At 68.2% G+C, this 15,264-nt stretch carries 12 protein-coding genes; 4 read left to right on the top strand and 8 right to left on the bottom strand.

The genetic code is table 11. The features are described 5' to 3' along the window. Positions 1–232: 232 nt before the first annotated feature. The 3 genes from parE (at position 233) to HMPREF3115_RS14775 (ending at position 5,307) form a co-directional block, all read left to right on the top strand. Positions 233–2,215: a DNA topoisomerase IV subunit B gene (gene parE, locus HMPREF3115_RS14785; protein WP_006405650.1), complete on the top strand. Its 1,983-nt coding sequence runs from the start codon at positions 233–235 to the stop codon at positions 2,213–2,215. Between the two features lie 67 nt (positions 2,216–2,282). Continuing rightward, positions 2,283–4,604, top strand: coding sequence for a DNA topoisomerase IV subunit A (gene parC, locus HMPREF3115_RS14780; RefSeq protein WP_070554915.1), 2,322 nt, complete (start codon positions 2,283–2,285; stop codon positions 4,602–4,604). 244 nt (positions 4,605–4,848) lie between these two features. After that, entirely contained in the window at positions 4,849–5,307 is a 459-nt protein-coding gene (locus HMPREF3115_RS14775) for a CopD family protein (protein ID WP_006398674.1), read from the top strand. Positions 5,308–5,344: 37 nt separating this feature from the next. On the opposite strand, the gene HMPREF3115_RS14770 is transcribed toward HMPREF3115_RS14775, so the two are convergent. After that, on the bottom strand, positions 5,345–6,229 hold the full coding sequence (locus HMPREF3115_RS14770) for a LysR family transcriptional regulator (protein ID WP_006405648.1): 885 nt from the start codon (positions 6,227–6,229) through the stop codon (positions 5,345–5,347). A gap of 114 nt (positions 6,230–6,343) precedes the next feature. Here HMPREF3115_RS14770 and HMPREF3115_RS14765 point away from each other — a divergent pair, with 114 nt between their 5' ends. Beyond that, positions 6,344–6,790 carry a multidrug/biocide efflux PACE transporter gene (locus HMPREF3115_RS14765; protein ID WP_070554916.1) on the top strand — a complete coding sequence of 149 codons (447 nt, stop codon included), beginning with the start codon at positions 6,344–6,346 and terminating at the stop codon, positions 6,788–6,790. Positions 6,791–6,838: 48 nt separating this feature from the next. On the opposite strand, the gene HMPREF3115_RS14760 is transcribed toward HMPREF3115_RS14765, so the two are convergent. The 7 genes from HMPREF3115_RS14760 to HMPREF3115_RS14730 all read right to left on the bottom strand — a co-directional run bounded on the left by HMPREF3115_RS14760 (position 6,839) and on the right by HMPREF3115_RS14730 (position 15,186). Next, entirely contained in the window at positions 6,839–8,041 is a 1,203-nt protein-coding gene (locus HMPREF3115_RS14760) for a chromate transporter (protein ID WP_006405646.1), read from the bottom strand. Between the two features lie 223 nt (positions 8,042–8,264). Next, a complete protein-coding gene (locus tag HMPREF3115_RS14755) occupies positions 8,265–10,601 on the bottom strand; it encodes a bifunctional diguanylate cyclase/phosphodiesterase (protein WP_006405645.1) in 2,337 nt (778 codons plus the stop codon). A 206-nt stretch (positions 10,602–10,807) separates the two neighbouring features. After that, the gene (locus HMPREF3115_RS14750; RefSeq protein WP_070554913.1) at positions 10,808–11,689 is read right to left on the bottom strand and encodes a PhzF family phenazine biosynthesis protein; all 882 of its coding nucleotides are present in this window, start codon (positions 11,687–11,689) and stop codon (positions 10,808–10,810) included. A gap of 7 nt (positions 11,690–11,696) precedes the next feature. Beyond that, a complete protein-coding gene (locus HMPREF3115_RS14745; RefSeq protein ID WP_006398680.1) occupies positions 11,697–12,155 on the bottom strand; it encodes a RidA family protein in 459 nt (152 codons plus the stop codon). Positions 12,156–12,199: 44 nt separating this feature from the next. Continuing rightward, positions 12,200–13,381 (bottom strand): aminotransferase-like domain-containing protein, encoded by a 1,182-nt coding sequence (locus tag HMPREF3115_RS14740; RefSeq protein WP_006405643.1) that lies wholly within the window; start codon positions 13,379–13,381, stop codon positions 12,200–12,202. 152 nt (positions 13,382–13,533) lie between these two features. Continuing rightward, complete coding sequence (locus tag HMPREF3115_RS14735) at positions 13,534–14,442, bottom strand: DMT family transporter (RefSeq protein ID WP_006405641.1); 909 nt, start codon at positions 14,440–14,442, stop codon at positions 13,534–13,536. A gap of 51 nt (positions 14,443–14,493) precedes the next feature. After that, complete coding sequence (locus HMPREF3115_RS14730) at positions 14,494–15,186, bottom strand: VOC family protein (RefSeq protein WP_065494582.1); 693 nt, start codon at positions 15,184–15,186, stop codon at positions 14,494–14,496. Positions 15,187–15,264 lie beyond the last annotated feature (78 nt).

Here is a 15,264-nt window from a genome sequence, read left to right as displayed (position 1 = left end):
GCGCGGCCGGCGTGCCGGCGCCACGCGCGCCTTGTCGCGACGGCGCGCGACGCGGAACCAGTAAAATACCGCGCGTCCCGGGCCGCGCCGCGCATGCGGCGCGCCCGCTTTCGGAGCAGTCCAAGCACACCGTTGTTTCGATTCGCTTTTTTACGGAACTCAACGTTTTGTCCACGACGTTATCCACACGAGATGTGGACAACGCCCGGACGCATGACGATATTCAGCGCCTATGTCAACGAAGAAGCCCAGCGCGGCCTATAGCGAAGCATCGATCAAGGTGCTCAAGGGTCTCGAGCCGGTCAAGCAGCGGCCCGGCATGTATACCCGCACCGAGAATCCGCTGCACATCATCCAGGAAGTCATCGACAACGCGTCCGACGAGGCGCTCGGCGGTTACGGCAAGCAGATCACGGTCACGCTGCACGCGGACCAGTCGGTCTCCGTCGAGGACGACGGCCGCGGCATTCCGTTCGGCCTGCATCCCGACGAAGGCGTGCCGGTCGTCGAAATCGTGTTCACGCGCCTGCATGCGGGCGGCAAGTTCGACAAGGCGGCGGGCGGCGCATACACGTTCTCGGGCGGCTTGCATGGCGTCGGCGTGTCGGTGACGAACGCGCTCGCGACGCGGCTCGACGTGACCGTCTGGCGCGACGGCAAGATCGCGGAGCTCGGTTTCGCCGACGGCGACGTCGTCAAGCCGCTGTCCACGCAGCCGGCCGGCCGCGGCGAGAAGAAGTCGGGCACGCGCGTGCGCGTATGGCCGAATCCGAAGTACTTCGACTCGGCAAACCTGCCGCTCGGCGAACTGCAGCGCCTGCTGCGCTCGAAAGCCGTGCTGCTGCCGGGCGTCGAGGTCGTGCTCGTCAACGAGAAGAGCGGCGAGCGCCAGAGCTGGAAATACGAGGACGGCCTGCGCGGCTATCTGCTCGACGAGATGAACGGCAGCGAACTGCTGATTCCGCTGTTCGAGGGCGAACGCTTCGCCGATTCGCGTTCGGGCGACGACACGTTCGCCGAAGGCGAGGGCGCGTCGTGGGTCGTCGCCTGGAGCGAGGAAGGCTCGCTCGTACGCGAGTCGTACGTCAACCTGATCCCGACGCCGGCCGGCGGCACGCACGAATCCGGCCTGCGCGACGGTCTCTATCAGGCGGTGAAGAGTTTCGTCGAACTGCACAACCTGCAGCCGAAGGGCGTGAAGCTGCTCGCCGAAGACGTGTTCGCGCGCGTGTCGTTCGTGCTGTCCGCGAAGGTGCTCGATCCGCAGTTCCAAGGGCAGATCAAGGAACGGCTGAACAGCCGCGACGCGGTGAAGCTCGTGTCGTCGTTCTCGCGTCCGGCGCTCGAGCTGTGGCTGAACCAGCACGTCGAGCACGGCAAGAAGCTCGCGGAGCTCGTGATCAAGCAGGCGCAGGCGCGCACGCGCGCGGGCCAGAAGGTCGAGAAGCGCAAGAGCTCGGGCGTCGCGGTGCTGCCGGGCAAGCTGACCGACTGCGAGACGGAAGACATCGCGCGCAACGAGCTGTTCCTCGTCGAAGGCGACTCGGCGGGCGGTTCCGCGAAGATGGGCCGCGACAAGGAATACCAGGCGATCCTGCCGCTGCGCGGCAAGGTGCTGAACACGTGGGAAACCGAGCGCGACCGTCTGTTCGCGAACAACGAAGTGCACGACATTTCGGTCGCGATCGGCGTCGATCCGCACGGCCCGGACGACAGCGTCGATCTGTCGAACCTGCGCTACGGCAAGATCTGCATCCTGTCGGACGCGGACGTCGACGGCTCGCACATCCAGGTGCTGCTGCTCACGCTGTTCTTCAAGCATTTCCCGCAGCTGATCGAGCGCGGCCACGTGTATGTCGCGCGGCCGCCGCTGTTCCGCGTCGACGCGCCGGCGCGCGGCAAGAAGCCCGCGCAGAAGCTCTACGCGCTCGACGAAGGCGAACTGGAGGCGATCCTCGACAAGCTGCGCAAGGACGGCGTGCGCGAAACGCAATGGAGCATCAGCCGCTTCAAGGGTCTCGGCGAAATGAGCGCGGAGCAGCTGTGGGACACGACGATGAACCCCGATACGCGCCGCCTGATGCCGGTGAAGCTCGGCGAGCTCGACTACGAGACGACCGTCGCGCGGATGACGATGCTGATGGGCAAGGGCGAGGCGGCCGCACGGCGCGGCTGGCTCGAGGAAAAGGGCAACGACGTCGAAGCGGATATCTAAGCGCCCCGAGCGCGGCCGCGCATGATGCGCGGCGCGCCCTCACGCCACTTACGAATACGGAATTCAGATGGACGACAACACCTCCGATCTCTTTGCCGGGTCCGACGCGCCCGAGGCCGATGCGCTGACGCTCGGCAATTACGCGGAGCAGGCGTATCTCAGCTATGCGGTCAGCGTCGTGAAGAGCCGCGCGCTGCCCGACGTCTGCGACGGCCAGAAGCCGGTGCAGCGCCGCATTCTCTATGCGATGAACGAAATGGGCCTCGGCCCGGACGCGAAGCCGGTGAAATCGGCGCGCGTGGTCGGCGACGTGCTCGGCAAGTACCACCCGCACGGCGATCAGTCGGCGTACGACGCGCTCGTACGTCTCGCGCAGGACTTCTCGCTGCGCTACCCGCTGATCGACGGTCAGGGCAACTTCGGCTCGCGCGACGGCGACGGCGCGGCGGCGATGCGCTATACCGAAGCGCGGCTCACGCCGATCTCGAAGCTGCTGCTCGACGAGATCGACCAGGGCACGGTCGACTTCATGCCGAACTACGACGGTTCGTTCGAGGAGCCGAAGACGCTGCCGAGCCGCATGCCGTTCGTGCTGCTGAACGGCGCATCGGGCATCGCGGTCGGTCTCGCGACCGAAATTCCGTCGCATAACCTGCGCGAGGTCGCGGCCGCCGCGGTCGCGCTGATCCGCAACCCGAAGCTCACGCACGAAGAGCTCATGACGCTGATCCCGGGCCCCGATTTCCCGGGCGGCGGGCAGATCATTTCGAGCGACGCCGAAATCGCGTCGGCCTACGAGACGGGCCGCGGCAGCCTGAAGGTGCGCGCGCGCTGGAAGATCGAGGATCTCGCGCGCGGCCAGTGGCAGCTCGTCGTCACCGAGCTGCCGCCGAACACGTCGTGCCAGAAGGTGCTCGAGGAAATCGAGGAGCTGACGAACCCGAAGCTCAAGCTTGGCAAGAAGACGCTGACGCCCGAACAGCTGAACACGAAGAAGGCGATGCTCGATCTGCTCGACGCGGTGCGCGACGAGTCGGGCAAGGAAGCGGCGGTGCGGCTCGTGTTCGAGCCGAAGTCGCGCACGATCGACCAGACGGAATTCGTCAACTCGCTGCTCGCGCATACGAGCCTCGAATCGAACGCGACGCTGAACCTCGTGATGATCGGCGCCGACGGCCGGCCGGGCCAGAAGGGGCTGCTGACGATCCTCGACGAATGGGTGAAGTTCCGCCAGATGACGATGACGCGCCGCTGCCGCCATCGTCTCGGCAAGGTCGACGACCGCATCCACATCCTCGAAGGGCGGATGATCGTCTTCCTGAATCTCGACGAGGTGATCCGCATCATCCGCGAGTCGGACGAGCCGAAGGCCGCGCTGATGAGTGCATTCGGACTCACGGACCGTCAGGCCGAGGACATCCTCGAAATCCGGCTGCGTCAGCTCGCGCGGCTCGAGAAGATCAAGATCGAGAAGGAGCTCGAATCGCTGCGCGACGAGAAGGCGAAGCTGGAAGAACTGCTCGCGAACGACAGCGCGATGAAGCGGCTGATGATCAAGGAGATCGAGGCCGACGCGAAGCAGTACGGCGACGATCGCCGCACGCTGATTCAGCAGGAGAAGCGCGCGACGTTCGAGGCGAAGGTCGTCGACGAACCGGTGACGGTCGTCGTGTCGCAGAAGGGCTGGGTGCGCGCACTGAAGGGCCACGGGCTCGATCCGGCGGGCTTCTCGTTCAAGGCCGGCGACAGCCTGTATGCGGCGTTCCAGTGCCGCACGCCGGATCGGCTGATCGCGTGGGGCAGCAGCGGCCGCGTGTACTCGGTCGACGTGTCGGTGCTGCCGGGCGGCCGCGGCGACGGCGTGCCGGTCACGTCGCTGATCGAGCTCGAATCGGGCTCGCATCTGATGCATTACTACGCGGCGTCGGCCGACCAGCCGCTGCTGCTCGCCTCGAGCAACGGCTTCGGCTTCATCGCGAAGGTCGGCGACATGGTGAGCCGCGTGAAGGCCGGCAAGTCGTTCATGACGATCGATCCGGGCGCGGTGCCGCTCGCGCCGATGCCGGTGCTGCCGAACGCGACGCAGGTCGCGTGTCTGTCGAGCGGCGGGCGGCTGCTGGTGTTCGGCATCGACGAGATGAAGACGCTGTCGGGCGGTGGCCGCGGCGTGACGCTGATGGCGCTCGACGACAAGGAAACGCTCGTGCAGGCGCTCGCGATCGATCCGGCCGGCGTCGTGCTGATCGGCACGGGGCGCGGCGGCAAGGTGCAGGACGAGACGCTGTCGTATGCGGGTCTCGCGCCGCATATCGGCAAGCGCGCGCGCAAGGGGCGCGCACCCGACACGAAGCTGAAGGTCGTGACCGAGCTGCGTCCGCTGCTCGGCTGACAGGCCGCGCGCCCGGCATCGAAAGCCGCACGTTCCGCTTCGGCCGGCGTGCGGCTTTTTTGCTGGGCGCGGGTGCCGCGCCGCGCATCGTCGCGCGTAACATGCAAAATAGTGTGAAATCGGGCGCGGCGCCTGAACCGCGCGGCGGCGCGCCGGTCGAACGTCGCTTGATGCCGCGTGCGTCGCGTCGTACGGCGCGCACCGGCTCGCGTTCCCACATTCAACCCGTCACAGGATCGTCGCCATGTCTCATGCCGTTACCGTCGCGCTGTTTCTTCATCTGCTGGCCGTCGCCGTGTGGGTGGGCGGGATGGTATTTGCGCATTTCTGCCTGCGGCCCGCGCTGTCGGATCTCGCGCCGCAGCTTCGGCTGCCGCTGATCGAAGGCGTGTTCGGCCGCTTCTTCAACTGGGTCGCGGGCGCGGTGATCGTGATCCTGCTGTCCGGCGGCTTCCTGTTGATGCAGTTCGGCGGCGCGCATGCGACCTGGCCGCTGCACGCGATGGCGGGCCTCGGCGTCGTGATGATGCTGATCTTCGGCCATATCCGCTTCGCGCTGTTTCCGCGCATCCGCCGCGCGGTGCAGGCGCAGAACTGGCCGGACGGCGCGCGCGCGGTCAACGGCGTGCGCCTGCTCGTCATCGTCAATCTCGTGCTCGGCGTCGTGACGATCGGCGCCGCCGTGCTGTCGCGCGGCTTCTGAACGCCTCTCGCGCAGGCCGGCCTCGCGCGACGCCGCGTTATGCGGCGAGCATCGCGTCGAGCAGCCACGAGCCGGCCGGCCCGAGCGGCCGGTTGCGCGACCACACCGCATCGACGCGCACGCGCCGCGGCCAGCCGCGCGCACGCAGTTCGCACAGCCGGTCGCGCGCGAAATGCTCGACCATCCAGCGCGGCAGTTCGGCCCAGCCGAATCCCAGCACCGCCATTTCCAGCAGCATCAGATAGCTCGGCGCGAGCCAGCGCTGCGTGCCGACGACGATCCGGTGATCGCTGCTGCGACCTTCGGGCATCACGTACGTATTGAGCCGCAGCTCGCGTGCATCGCGTAGCGCCGCATGCGGCACTTCGGCATCGCGGTAGTCGGCGAGCGGATGCGTGCGGCCGACGAACAGTCCGATTTCCGATTCCTCCGCCACCGTTGCCGCGCCGATGTCGGGCGGGTAGCTCGCGCGCGCGGCCATCAGCCCGAGTTGCGCGCGCCCTTGCTGAATCAGGTCCAGCACGTCGTCGTGCTCGGCGATCTGGCATTCGAGTTCGAGCGCCGGAAACCGCTGTTCGAGCGCGGTGAGCGTTTCTTCATAGCGCTTCGACTGATACGTGTCGGAGACGACGAGCGTCAGCCGCGCTTCCTCTCCGCGCGCGAGCCGCGCGGCGACGCGATCGATCGCGGCGCCGGCCTCGAGCGTGCGCTGCACGTGCGGCAGCAGCGCGCGGCCGGCGTCGGTCAGCGTCGGCGAGCGCGTCGAGCGGTCGAACAGCTGCACGCCGAGATCGATCTCGAGGTTGGCGATCGCCTCGGACACCGTCGACTGCCGCTTGCCGAGCTTCTTCGCGGCGGCCGTGAACGAGCCGAGCTGCGCCGCTTCGGCGAACGCGACGAGGGCTTCGGGCGGATGGCGCATCGGGTTGTCCTGTCGTTGATATATCGGTAAAACCGATGATAACAAACTGGATGTATCCGTATCGACCGATCAAAATGCACTCCATCGACGAAACACACTCAGATGGAGCGAATCATGAAACAGACGAACAAGACGGTGATGGAGCGGCTCGTCCACGCGCTGACGTTCGAGCTCGTCGCGATCGCGCTGTGCGCGCCGATCGGTGCGTGGCTGCTCGACATGCCGGTTGCGCACGTCGGCGTGCTGACCGTGATGGTGTCGTTGGTCGCGATGGCGTGGAACATGATCTTCAACACGCTGTTCGACCGCTTCGAGCGCCGCGCGGGGCTGTCGCGCACGATCGGCGTGCGTATCGCGCATGCCGTCGGTTTCGAGGCGGGCCTGGTCGCGATGGTGGTGCCGCTCGCCGCGTGGTGGCTCAACGTGAGCCTGATCGAGGCGTTGCTGCTCGACCTCGGCATCGTGCTGTTCTTCCTGCCGTACACGTTCTGCTTCAATCTCGCGTCCGACGCGCTGCGCGCGCGCTGGATCGCGCGCCGCGTCGCGGTGCAGGCAGGCTGATCGGGGAAGCGACGGGCGCGGCCGCCAACGTGCGGCGGCGCCCGTCGTTCAATGCGCGGCGAGCAGCCACGCGCCGCAGGCCATCGCGACCGCGCCGTACACCGCATACACGGGCACCTTGAAGCGCGCGAAGCAGAGCGCGGCGAACGCGCCGGTCAGCCAGTAGGCCGGATTGGCCGGCTCGCGATGCAGGATCTTTACGACCGCGACGACGAGAAAGCCCGTCGTCGCCGCGCGCAGCAGCCGCATGCCGTGCTCGAAGCGCGAATGGCGGCGCAGCCGCTGCAGATGGCGTTGCGCGAACACGACCAGGCAGCCGGACGGAATGAACAGCGCCGCGGTCGCGAGCAGTGCGCCGACCCAGCCGTCGGTCAGATAGCCGAGAAACGGCACGACGTTCAGCAGCGGCCCGGGCGATACGGGCGACAGCGCGAACGCGAGCGTGAAGTCGTGTTCCGAGATGCCGGTCGCCGGCGTGACGAACAGCGTCTTCAGCACCGGCAGCGCGGAAAAGCCGCCGCCGAACAGCGTCATCCCGGCGCCGGCGAGGCGCGGCCAGAGCAGCGTCGCCTGGTAATGGCCGGGCAGCGGCAGCGCGAACAGCGCGACGAGGATCGCGAGCAGCACGAGCAGGTTGCGGTCGCGTCGCGACAACGCGAAGCCGACCGCGTCCTCCTGCTGCGGCCCACTCAACCAACCGGCGGCAAACGCCGCGAAAAGAATCCCGACGAAAGCGGCCGGACTATGCGCGAACGCAAGCAGAATCGTCGACAGCGCGGCGATCGCCTGCTCGCGCCGCGTGCGCGCGAGCGTACGCAGCTGCTTGACCCACGTGACGCCGATCAGCGCGGCGAGCACCATCCCGAAATGATTGAGCAGCATCGGCGCGGCGAGCGAGCGGACGAGCGGCGTGCGGTAGAACACCGCGAACAGCGTCATCAGCGCGAAGAACGGCAGCACGCTCGCGATGCCGGCAATCCATGCGCCGGCGCGGCCGTGCAGCGTCTGGCCGACCTGCACCGCGACGTTGCAGCCGACGGGGCCCGGCACGAGCCAGGCGAGCGACACGAGATCGGCGAACGTCTGCGCGTCGATGCGCTGCACGCGATGCACGTAGTGGCGTTCGAGCTGCGCCATCATCGACAGGCCGCCCCACGACACCGCGGAAATGCCAAGCACGACCTTGAACAAGGTCAACAGCGATGCGCGGTCGATGCGCTCGGGCGTTTCGATTTCGACGGTGGTCGTCATGGTTGTAGTCGGCCGGCAGGCCGGATCTCTCGCGCGTGTCAGGTGCCGGCGGCCCGCCGGCACGAAAGGCCTTCCGATTGTCCGCCGCGGATCGTGACACTTCCATGCGCGAAAACGCTAGTAAACGAATGGCGCAATTGGCGCGGAAATTGAACCAATCGATGCGGCCGCATCGGTCGGCGTGCCGGTGCACGGGGAGGGAAGGGCGCGGCGGCTTGTGCGATCAGGCACTCGTGCCGCCGGCCGCGCGGTGCGGTACGACGTTCGGATGGTCGCCGCGCACGCCGAAGCGCGCGATCAGCGCGGGGATCGCATCGGCCGGCACCGGCCGCGAGAACAGGAAGCCCTGTGCCTCGATCTCGCCGAGCGCGGACAGCCATGCGATCTGCTCGTCGGTCTCGGTGCCTTCGACGACGACGGTCAGCCCGAGCGAACGCGCGAGATGCACGATCGACGCGACCATCACGCACACGCTGCGATCGTGCGGAATCGCCTGCACGAACGAGCGGTCGACCTTCAGCGTGTCGACCGAGAAGCGATGCAGGTACGACAGCGACGAATAGCCGGTGCCGAAGTCGTCGAGCGCGATCCGGATGCCGAGCTTCTTCAGCGCGACGATCTTCTCGGACACGAGCTCCGGATATTCCATCATCGCGGTCTCGGTGATCTCGATCTCGAGGCGGTTCGCGTCGATGCCGGTTTCGCGCAGCGCGCCCGAGATCGTCTCGATCAGGTCGCCGCGCCAGAACTGCACGGGCGAGATATTGACGGCGAGCGTCAGCGTGTCGTGGCCTTCCTCGCGCCAGCGCGCAATCTGCCGGCACGCGGTGCGGATCACGAAATCGCCGATCGGCACGATCAGCCCGGTCGATTCGGCAATCGAAATGAACTCGTTCGCGGAGATGATCCCGTGCTCGGGGTGATCCCAGCGCGCGAGCGCCTCGAAGCCCGTGATCGTGCGGTGCGCGAGATCGATTTTCGGCTGGTACGCGAGGAACAGCTGCCCTTCGGCGAGCGCGACGCGCAGCTGCTGCTCCCAGCGCATCAGGTGATCGGCACGGTGCGACAGATGCGGCGCATAGAACTGGTAGCAGTTCTTGCCCGCGTCCTTCGCGCTGTACATCGCGAGGTCGGCCTTCTTCAGCAGGTCGATCTCGCTTTCGTTCGCGACCGTGTGCAGCGCGATGCCGATGCTGGCGTGCAGCACGAACGAGCTGCCGCGCACGTCGAACGGCTCGGCGAACATCCGGATGATCGCCTCGGCAAGCCGTACCGCGCGCCGTTCGACGTCGTCGCCCTTCATCACGACGACGAACTCGTCGCCGCCGATGCGCGCGAGCGTGCCTTCGTCGCCCACGGCATCCGACAGGCGCGATGCCGTCATCTGCAGCACGATGTCGCCGGCGTTGTGGCCGAGCGTGTCGTTGACGGTCTTGAAGTTGTCGAGATCGATGAACAGCAGCCCGAGCCGCGACAGGCTCGACGGCATCGACACGTCGTTGCGCAGCCCGCGCAGCGTCGCGTAGCGGTTCGCGAGGCCCGTCAGCAGGTCGTATTCGGCGAGCTGCGTCATCTCGCGCTCGCGGCCGAGCAGCTTGCCGATCAGGCCCGTGGCAACGCCGAAGAACGCGAGCATCGCGAGCGTGATGAAGCTCGTCATCAGCAGATAGACGTTGCGCGTGTGGTAGTAGTCCGCGAACTCTTCCGCCTGCGACAGCCCGACCATCACCGCGAGCGGATAGCCGTCGAGGTGACGGTACGACACGATGCGCGTGACGCCGTCGATCGGATCGGCGATCGTCCCCGTCACGCGCTCGGCGATCGGATAGACGCCCGATGCGGAGAACGCGCCGGGCGCATTGCTGACCGAACCGGTGCGGCGCGCGAGCACGGCGCCGGTGTCGGAGACGACCGCGATCACGCCTTCCTTGCCGATCGCCGCGTTGTTGTAGAAGTCGTTCGTGAAGTAGCTCGGGTCTTCCGATACGACGACGATGCCCGCGAAACTGCCGTCCGGATTGTTCAGCCGCCGCGTCATCTGCAGCGTCCAGTGGCCCGATACGCGGCCGAGCACGGGCTTGCTGATGTAGAGGCGGTCGTCGTTGTGCGCGAGATGCACCTGGAAGTGCTCGCGATCGGACAGGTTGATCGCTTGCGGGCGCGTCTCGGCCGTATTCGCGAACAGCATGCCCTTCGCGTTGACGAGCGAGACCTGGATCAGCGTGTCGCTCGGCACGACGCCTTTCTCGACCGCGCTCGCGAGATTGAAGTGCGCGGGCGACTTCTCGAACTCGAACTTGACGAAGCGCGTGATCTGGTCGACCTGGTGGATCGCCTTGACCGTGTGCTGTTCGAGCGCGGACGACAGGATCGCCGCCGATGCGGCCGCCTCCTTGTACGCGCTGTCCTTCTCGACCGACAGCCGCGCGATGATCACGGCCCACAGCAGCGCCAGCGCGAGCATCCCGAGCAGCGGGATCGCGAATAGCGCCCGGCGCCTCGACTTGCGCGGCGTGCGCAGCCGCGGCGGCGGCGGGTGGGATGACCGGGCGAAGCTCATCGAAGGGCGGCGTCCTGCTCTCGCGTACGCCATCGTCGGGGGATGGCCGGCTGGTGGGATCGCAGCGGCGTCCGCCGGTTCGCGGCGAGCGAATACCGGGCAAACGTCCGAAGCAACGGATTAGGCCCGATATTACTGGCTGGTGCGGTTTTGCGATAGCGGGGGGGAAGGGTGCCGCGGACGGGCGCGCTCCGGACGGGAAACCGTCAGGCGGGAAGACGGAACGTGCCGTCGACGACGGTGATCGTGCTGCCGCCGATCCACGTCGTGCCGTCGGCGTCGTAGTGGACCGACACGCGGCCGTCGCGGCCGATCGCGGTGCCCTGGCGGGCCGTATAGGACGGGCCCGGGCGCCGTTGCTGGCGCGCGAGCAACCCGGCCAGCGCGGCGTTCGCGCTGCCGGTGACCGGATCCTCCCCGAGGCCGAAGCTGCCGCCCGTCATCAGGCAGCGGATTTCGAACGTCGCGGGGCCGCCGGCCGCATGCGGCGCATAGGCGGCGAGCCCGTGCGCGCCGTAGCGATGCGTGATCGCTTCGAGCGCGGCCGGATCGGGCGCGAGGCCGATGCACGCGTCGGCCGACGTCAGGCGCACGACGAGCCAGGGCGCGCCGTTGTCGACCGCGCACGGTTCGGCATCCGGATCGATCGCGTCGGAGCGCAGCGCGGCGGCGAGCGCCGCGTAATCCGAACGATCGACCGGCGTGAAGCGCGCCGGCGGCGCGGCGAATGCCCAGCCGTCGCCCTGTTCGCGCAGCACGACGCGGCCGACGCCGCATTGCTGAACGAGCCGGCCCGCCGTGCGCGGCCGCGCGCCGCTCGCGAGGAACGCGTGCGCGGTGCCGAGCGTCGGGTGGCCGGCGAACGGCAGCTCGCCGGCCGGCGTGAAGATCCGCACGCGATAGTCGGCCCCCGGATCGCTCGGCGCGCAGACGAACGTCGTTTCCGACAGGTTCGTCCAGCGGGCGATCGCGAGCATCGCGTCGTCGTCGAGCGAATCGGCGTCGAATACGACCGCCAGCGGATTGCCCTTGAACGGCACCGACGTGAACACGTCGACCTGCGCGAAGCGAACGAGGCGGCCGGACATCGGCGTATTACGCGACTTCGGCGATCAGTTCGATCTCGACGCAGGCGCCGAGCGGAATCTGCGCGACGCCGAACGCCGAGCGTGCATGCTTGCCCGCATCGCCGAACACTTCCGCGATCAGTTCCGATGCGCCGTTCGTCACGATGTGCTGCTCGGTGAAGTCGAGCGTCGAGTTCACGAGGCTCATCAGCTTCACGATGCGCGTGACCTTGTTCAGGTCGCCGGTGTGCGCGTGCAGCGTCGCGAGCAGGTCGATCGCGATCGCGCGCGCGGCCGCCTTGCCGTCTTCGGTCGTCAGATCGGCGCCGAGCTTGCCGGCCCACACCTTGCCGTCCTTCTTCGCGATGTGGCCCGACAGGTAGACCGTGTTGCCGCTTTGCGCGCTCATCACGTAGGCGGCAGCCGGTGCGCCGGCGCTCGGCAGTTCGATGCCCAGCGATTTCAGTTTGTCGTAGACGTTAGCCATGCGTTCGTTCCTCGTAGTGAGTCTTGACAGGAAAAAAGGGCGGATCAGAGGCGCTCGCGGATCAGCTTGCCGAGCCGCGCGACGCCTTCCTCGATCTTCTCGGGCGGCACCGTCACGAACGACAGGCGCAGCGTATTTTGCTGCGCGTCGTTCGCGAAGAACGGCGCGCCCGGCACGAAGGCGACGTGATTCTCGACCGCCGTCGCGAGCAGCGCCATGCTGTCGATCTGCTTCGGCAGGTTCACCCAGATGAACATCCCGCCTTCCGGGCGGTTCCACGTGACGCCTTCCGGCATGTGACGCGCGAGCGCGCCGAGCATCGCTTCGCACTGCGCGCCGTACAGCTGGCGGATCGTCGGGATGTGCTCGTCGAGGAAGCCGTCCTTGATCACCTCGTGTGCGATGCGCTGCGTGAGCGTCGGCGTGTGCAGGTCGGTGGCCTGCTTCGCCTGCACGAGCTTGAAGTGCAGTTCCTCGGGCGCAATGATGTAGCCGATCCGCAGGCCAGGCGCGAGCACCTTCGAGAACGTGCCGAGGTGCACGATGTGGTCGGGCGCCATCGACAGCATCGTCGGCAGCGGCTCGCCCTGATAGTTCAGCGCGCCGTACGGATCGTCTTCGAGCACCGGGAACGGGCTCGTCTGCGCGAATGCGGCCAGCGCGCGGCGGCGCTCGACCGGCAGGCGGCGGCCCGTCGGATTCTGGAAGTTCGGCTGCGCGTACAGCAGGCGCGCGCCCTGCGTGAGCGCGGGCGTCAGGCCGTCGGGCAGCAGGCCCTGTTCGTCGGTCGGCACCTGCACGTAGCGCGGCTCGTACAGCGAGAACGACTGCAGCGCGCCGAGGTAGGTCGGCGTTTCGACGAGGATCGGGCTGCCCGGATCGACGAGCGCCTTGCCGAGCAGGTCGAGCGCCTGCTGCGAGCCGGTCGTGACCAGCACTTGCGACACGCGCACGCGATAGCGCTCGGCGATCCACTCGCGCAGCGGCAGATAGCCTTCGGTCGCGCTGTACTGCAGCGCCGCGGCCGGCGCGTCGCGCAGCACGCGGTCGGCGGCCGCGCGCATGCGCTCGGCCGGGAACGTCGCGGGGGCGGGCAGGCCGCCGGCGAACGAGATGACCTCGGGGCGTTCCGTGACCTTCAGGATCTCGCGGATCGCCGAGCTCGTCAGCTTGCGGGCGCGTTCGGAAAGCTGCCAGTGCGGCGGGTGCAGGTCGCTCGGATTCATAGTCTCCTCGTTCGGATATCGTGGTCAGTCAAGAAAGGTCGATCGGGCCGATCGCGTCGACGCAGCCGGGTGAGCATGCGCGAGCGCGTGCGTGCCGTCGCGGCCGGGTGGGCAGAACCGTTCAGGCAAAGCGGACATTATGGCGTACCTCATCAGCCGGCGCGAGCGGGACGCGGCGCCGTGGCGACCGCCGAGCGCCGGCCGAGCATCACGGTCGCGATCACGGCGGCGGCGAACAGCCACGTGGAGGGCGTGACCGTTTCGCCGAACAGCAGCGCGGAAAACGCGATCGTGAAGAAGATCTGCAGCAGTTGCACCTGGCCGACGCGCGCGGTGCCGCCGATCGCCAGTCCTGCATACCACGCGAAAAAGCCGATGAATTGCGAAAAGAGGGTCACGTAGCCGAACGCGAGCCACGTGCGCGGCGCGAGCGGGCCCGGATGGGCGGCGTGCTGCAGCCACGCGAGCCAGCCGACCGGCAGCACGAGGAACGGCGCGGACACGACGAGCGCCCAGCAGATCACCTGCCAGCCGCCGATCTGGCGCGCGAGGCGCGCGCCTTCCGCGTAGCCGAGCGCGCCGATGCCGACCGCGACGAGCATCAGCGCATCGCCGGGCTGCACGGTGCCGCCGCCGTCGCGCAGCGCGAACGCGATCACGAGCGCGCTGCCCGTGACCGCGCTGACCCAGAACGCCTTCGACGGGCGTTCGTGCGACAGCCAGGCCGCATACAGCGCGACGAACAGCGGCTGCAGTCCGTTGACGACCGCGCCGTGCGACGCAGGCACGGTCTTCATCGCCCACGCGGAGAACACCGGATACGCGACGATCACGCCGGCCGACACGACGGCCAGGCTTTTCAGCTGCGTGCGCGTCGGCAGCGGCTCGCGGCGCCACCACAGCAGCAGGCCGGCCGGCACCGCGGCCGCGAGCGCGCGGCCGAGCCCGTTGAGCAGCGGATGGAGCTCGGCGACGACGATGCGCGTCATCGGCAGCGTCAGGCTGAAGATCATCACGCCGATCAGGCCGAGCAGCATGCCCCGGGTTTCGCGCGAATTCATGTCGAGGGTGTCTCCGTATCGTGGGGTTCGGGCACGCGGCGCGGCGTGCGTTCAGCGCAGCGCGCGCGGGCCGTGCGGCGTGTCGAATTCGGCGATCAGCGCGGGCGGGCCGTCGGCCGCTTCGAGGTCGAGCAGATGGGCGGCGCCGAGCCAGTCGAGCTGCTCGCCGATCAGGTCCGCACGCGGATGGCGGCCCTTGAGCGCCGTCAGCGCGACGCCGTCGTGCGGCAGCGAATCGGCCGGATGGCGCGGGCCGTCCCACTGGATCAGCGACGGCACGAGGCCGTCGCCGGCCTGCTGCCACGCGGGGAACGCGCCGTCGTCGGGCACCGTCAGGCCCCACGTCAGATCGCCGCGCTGCATCGCGACGACGGGCGGAATGCGGTCCGGGTACTGGCTTTGCCACAGCGCGAGCCGGCGCGGGCGCTCGACGCGCGCGACCCAATGCGCGAGGAACGGACCCTGCGCGACGCGTGCCTGCATTGCCGGATCGTCGAGCGCGAACAGCCGCGCGCGCGGCGGCGCGCCGCCCGTCGCGTCGTCGCGTGCGTCCGGATCGATCGCGATGACTTCGAGATACGCGCCGCCCCAGAGGCCGAACAGCGCATTATGAGTGCGCATCAGCGGATGGCGGCCGCCGCCGGCCGGGGCGACGCCGAGCGCGTCGGCGACATGGCGCACGCCTTCGTCGAGCGTGCGCGCGGCAATCACGAGATGGTCGAGGGTCAGGGAGCGGGTAGGCATCGGCGTCGGTCGGGAAAAGCGGAACTGTCATGGCCACCCGGCCGCTCGCGAGCGGCCGCCGGTGCAGCCGCGCCGCTC

It is taken from the genome of Burkholderia sp. HMSC10F09 (assembly GCF_001806955.1).
GTDB classification, from domain to species: domain Bacteria; phylum Pseudomonadota; class Gammaproteobacteria; order Burkholderiales; family Burkholderiaceae; genus Burkholderia; species Burkholderia multivorans.
The sequence above is the reverse complement of the archived record's forward strand: the minus strand, read 5'-3'. Positions and strand labels throughout refer to the sequence as shown.

Bases quoted from the DNA above. Each gene is read 5' to 3' on its own strand.
- parE (WP_006405650.1), top strand. From the start codon at position 233: ATGTCAACGAAGAAGCCCAGCGCGGCCTATAGCGAAGCATCGATCAAG.
- parC (WP_070554915.1), top strand. From the start codon at position 2,283: ATGGACGACAACACCTCCGATCTCTTTGCCGGGTCCGACGCGCCCGAG.
- HMPREF3115_RS14775 (WP_006398674.1), top strand. From the start codon at position 4,849: ATGTCTCATGCCGTTACCGTCGCGCTGTTTCTTCATCTGCTGGCCGTC.
- HMPREF3115_RS14770 (WP_006405648.1), bottom strand. From the start codon at position 6,229: ATGCGCCATCCGCCCGAAGCCCTCGTCGCGTTCGCCGAAGCGGCGCAG.
- HMPREF3115_RS14765 (WP_070554916.1), top strand. From the start codon at position 6,344: ATGAAACAGACGAACAAGACGGTGATGGAGCGGCTCGTCCACGCGCTG.
- HMPREF3115_RS14760 (WP_006405646.1), bottom strand. From the start codon at position 8,041: ATGACGACCACCGTCGAAATCGAAACGCCCGAGCGCATCGACCGCGCA.
- HMPREF3115_RS14755 (WP_006405645.1), bottom strand. From the start codon at position 10,601: ATGAGCTTCGCCCGGTCATCCCACCCGCCGCCGCCGCGGCTGCGCACG.
- HMPREF3115_RS14750 (WP_070554913.1), bottom strand. From the start codon at position 11,689: ATGTCCGGCCGCCTCGTTCGCTTCGCGCAGGTCGACGTGTTCACGTCG.
- HMPREF3115_RS14745 (WP_006398680.1), bottom strand. From the start codon at position 12,155: ATGGCTAACGTCTACGACAAACTGAAATCGCTGGGCATCGAACTGCCG.
- HMPREF3115_RS14740 (WP_006405643.1), bottom strand. From the start codon at position 13,381: ATGAATCCGAGCGACCTGCACCCGCCGCACTGGCAGCTTTCCGAACGC.
- HMPREF3115_RS14735 (WP_006405641.1), bottom strand. From the start codon at position 14,442: ATGAATTCGCGCGAAACCCGGGGCATGCTGCTCGGCCTGATCGGCGTG.
- HMPREF3115_RS14730 (WP_065494582.1), bottom strand. From the start codon at position 15,186: ATGCCTACCCGCTCCCTGACCCTCGACCATCTCGTGATTGCCGCGCGC.